The following is a 3,348-nucleotide window of genomic DNA, read 5'->3' as shown; positions in this document are numbered from 1 at the left end:
CCATCGGGCTGGGCACAATATCCCAGAAACTGTCCACGTTTTGAAACAGCAGATCCACCAGTCGAGAATAAGCGGCATTGACCTTGGTGGCGGTGATCTTGATAAACACCCGGCTTAACGCCTGCTGCTCTTCCATCACCTTTTCCTGCTCGGGACCGTATTCACCCTTTACTGCCCGGAGCGCTTCCAGCCACTCGTCTTCTACTTCTCTCCGTGCTTCCCGATAGCCCTGCCAGCGGCTTTGCAGGTCAGCGGCAAAGGCATCACGCACCGCCTGCTCCTGACGGTCGGCATCCTCTGCCTGCTGCATCTCCGCCTGTGTCACCTCGTCCGGTGTGGCGACCTGTACCAGTCCGTAGTCCATCCTGTGGGCTTCCTTGACAAAGTAACCGCTTAGGTTACTTTCAATGTATGATTATCAGTTTCCTGCACAAAGGACTGGAACGGTTCTACCGAACGGGTAAAACCTCCGGCATACAAGCGCAACACGCTAAAAAATTGAAACGCATTCTGTTGTTGCTTAATCGGGCAAAACAGATCGGTGATCTGGACGTTCCCGGCTTCCGTCTTCATCCAATGAAAGGGGAACGCAAAGGCATCTGGTCAGTAACCGTCAGTGGTAACTGGCGGGTCACGTTCCGGTTCAATGGCAACGATGCCGAAATCATTAACTATGAGGACTACCACTGATGGAAATGTTTAACCCGCCCCATCCGGGCGAAATACTGAGCGAAGAAATCCTGAAGCCACTGGATATCAGTATCGTGGATGCTGCCAGTCATCTGGGCATTACCCGCAAAACCCTGTCCAAGATCATTCATGGCCGTGGTGCCATCACGCCGGAAATGGCCTTTCGGCTTGAAAAGGTCTTTGGCAACCCTTCTGCCAGTGTCTGGCTGGGGATGCAAAATGATTACGACCTCTGGCAAGTCACGCAAAACGCGCCCATCGTCACCCCTTTTCAACCGGATGCCGCCTAACGCCTCCGGTTCTTCTTCCCTCTGCGCCTGATCCACTCAAGCCGGTGGCCAGCCATGATGGCGGGGTAGTTCCCCACCACCCGCTGGGTGAAACGTATGATTCTGTGTTCCATCAGTAAGCCGACTTGCCGGGAGCCCGATACTTCAGCTCGTTAATATTGATCTTCTGCCGTGGCAGCTTCAGCACCATCTGCTGGGCAATGGCGTAGCTGATCACCCGGTCATCGAAGCAGCCTTCCTGCGCGTTGGTGCTGCCGTTGTCTTCAATGACGTAGGTCTGGCACTCAGCAATAGTGTCCTTGTTGCAGATACCCGACTCACCGTCCCGCAGCAGTGCCGCCAGGTGGTCGATCATCAGGGGCTTGGATTTCGTGGTGGTCTGCCAGCCGAGGCGCTTGGTGCGCTTTTGGGTTCTCTGGTCCACCGTGGTTTCCATGTACAGATTGGGGTACTTCAGGTCTTTCAGCTTGGTGACCGTAGTCAGACCGTGGTTGTTGCGCTCAACACCCACCAGCGCGCCATTGTAGAACCGGCCCAGCTTGTCCAGCATCTTGCCCAGATCGTCCGGGGCAACGTGGCCATGCCAGTGGGCTACCTGATAGCCGTCGCGGTCACACACATCAATGGACGAATAGTCACCGTGCTTGTGCTTGTCATTGACCGGTGCCAGCCCCTCCGCCACATCGCAGCCGATCACGTACTGGGTACCCGTCTTCGGGAACTCCCAGACTTGCAGCAGTCCATCTTTGCTGCGGTTCACGCCGTTGATGGTCAGCTCGATGGCCTGTTTCGGGGCGTAGCATTCGACCTTGGCCGACTCGGTGTGCTTGGGATCAAACACCGGCCTGCCGGAGAACAGGAACGCTTCCTCCACATTGCAGGGGTATTCCTGTTTGAACTTGTCTTCGGATTTCAGCTCGTAAATCTTCTGCCTGCGCCACTGGAGTTGTTCATCGCTCAGGTGGTAGGTCTGCTTCAGAAATCTTTCGTCATCATCGAGCGTGAAGCCTGCCGGAGCTGCCGCCTGATATTCCTCCTGCCAAAACCAAGGGATAAACACCAGTTCAAAATCGCCACGGCCAGCAGCGGCGTCCATAACGTAATCATAAAACACACCACCAACCCCGTTAGCAGTGCTTTCAAGGATGACTTCAGTGTCTGCTTCATTGGGCACCGCCTGTAACACACCGGCCAGGTGTTCGTCCGCATTTGGCCAGAAGGCCACCTCTGAGCCATGGAATAGCTGCGCCGTGGATGACCGCCCTGCTCCCCGGTTGCCTGCGGTACCCACCCGATAACCGGAGTCATGGGTAAAGTCCATCTGCTTGGCACTCTTGTTACTGAGTGTCTTCTGGGCAAAGGCAGGCAGGTTTTCGTGGTAGCGCAGCACCATATCGAACAGGTTGGCCGTGGCGTCCGCTTCGTGGGTCAGGATGTAAGCTCTCAAACCACGCTTGTTGCTGACCTTCCAGTAAAACCGGGCTTCGGTGTACGTGCTGCATCCCTGCTGCCGACCTTTCAGCACCACGATCCGAACCTTGCCGGTGCGCTTGAGTTGCTGGTTGATCCGCTTGTGCAGGTACTTCTGGGCCGCGTTCAGCTTCAGGGGAACCACTTTGGCCGACTTGGTTCTGATCTTCAGGCAGAGGCTGGCAAAGTATCGGAAATCAAACAGCAGCTTCTCTCTGCCGGTCAGTCCTCGTCTTCGCTGTCGGCTTCGCTGTCCCTTGCTGCCAGCCATTCGTCCACCGTTTCCAGTTCGTCCTTGATGACGGTCTGCTCCAGCTTGTCCCGCCACTTGAACCGGTTTTTCATGTACATGATCATCATGGCAGGCTGCACCTCGGCCTGACCCAGTGCGCCCCTGATGTACTTGTCTTCCCACCAGGCTTCGGCCAGCACATCGCCCTGCTCCACGGCAGCGGCAAAGTCTTCGTGTCTGTCGATGTAGGACAGGAACGTCTTGTAGCTGATGCCGAGTTCCACGGCAGTGGCCTTACGACTCATGCCTTCGGCCATCAGGTCTTTCACCTGCTGACACATGGCCGGTTTGTATTTACTGGGGAATGCCATGACTAAATAAGGTGCCTGAATGCGTAGGCGATCAGACCAGCAGTGACCGTCATCGCCACCCACTGCGCCACCGAGGTGATCACGGAGTTTTTCTGCACGGCCTTCTCGATGGTGTCCAGCCGTTCCTCGCTGCGTTGCTCCCGCAGTGCCAGGTTGACCATCCGTTCGTCGTGCTTGGCCAGCGTCTGGAGTATCTGGGTAATCCCATCGAGCTTTTCTTCAATCCGGTTAAAGCGGTCTTCGTCGGCCATAACTACCTCCGGGCAACGCCCTTCAGTTTCTCCACCGTCCGCGC

The 3,348-nt window shown here is 56.2% G+C and carries 6 protein-coding genes; 2 read left to right on the top strand and 4 right to left on the bottom strand.

Features of this window, described 5'->3' with window-relative positions; all coding sequences use genetic code 11:
- A partial coding sequence (locus AK963_RS27170) for a hypothetical protein (protein ID WP_139117705.1) occupies positions 1-364 on the bottom strand: 364 nt, incomplete at its 3' end.
- Positions 365-411: 47 nt separating this feature from the next.
- On the opposite strand from AK963_RS27170, the gene AK963_RS27165 reads away from it, so the two are divergent.
- Entirely contained in the window at positions 412-690 is a 279-nt protein-coding gene (locus AK963_RS27165) for a type II toxin-antitoxin system RelE/ParE family toxin (RefSeq protein ID WP_066018458.1), read from the top strand.
- Positions 690-980, top strand: coding sequence for a HigA family addiction module antitoxin (locus AK963_RS27160; RefSeq protein WP_066018457.1), 291 nt, complete (start codon positions 690-692; stop codon positions 978-980). Before AK963_RS27165 ends, AK963_RS27160 begins: the two co-directional genes overlap by 1 nt.
- Before the next feature lie 112 nt (positions 981-1,092).
- On the opposite strand, the gene AK963_RS27155 is transcribed toward AK963_RS27160, so the two are convergent.
- The 3 genes from AK963_RS27155 to AK963_RS27145 all read right to left on the bottom strand — a co-directional run.
- A complete protein-coding gene (locus AK963_RS27155; protein ID WP_066018456.1) occupies positions 1,093-2,721 on the bottom strand; it encodes a terminase large subunit in 1,629 nt (542 codons plus the stop codon).
- Positions 2,673-3,053, bottom strand: coding sequence for a helix-turn-helix domain-containing protein (locus AK963_RS27150; RefSeq protein WP_066018345.1), 381 nt, complete (start codon positions 3,051-3,053; stop codon positions 2,673-2,675). The genes AK963_RS27155 and AK963_RS27150 overlap by 49 nt, the downstream gene beginning before the upstream one ends.
- 2 nt (positions 3,054-3,055) lie before the next feature.
- A partial coding sequence (locus tag AK963_RS27145) for a hypothetical protein (RefSeq protein ID WP_238593865.1) occupies positions 3,056-3,348 on the bottom strand: 293 nt, incomplete at its 5' end.

The sequence above is a fragment of the Endozoicomonas atrinae genome, assembly GCF_001647025.1.
GTDB lineage: Bacteria > Pseudomonadota > Gammaproteobacteria > Pseudomonadales > Endozoicomonadaceae > Endozoicomonas > Endozoicomonas atrinae.
This window is presented reverse-complemented; position numbering and strand designations above follow the sequence as displayed.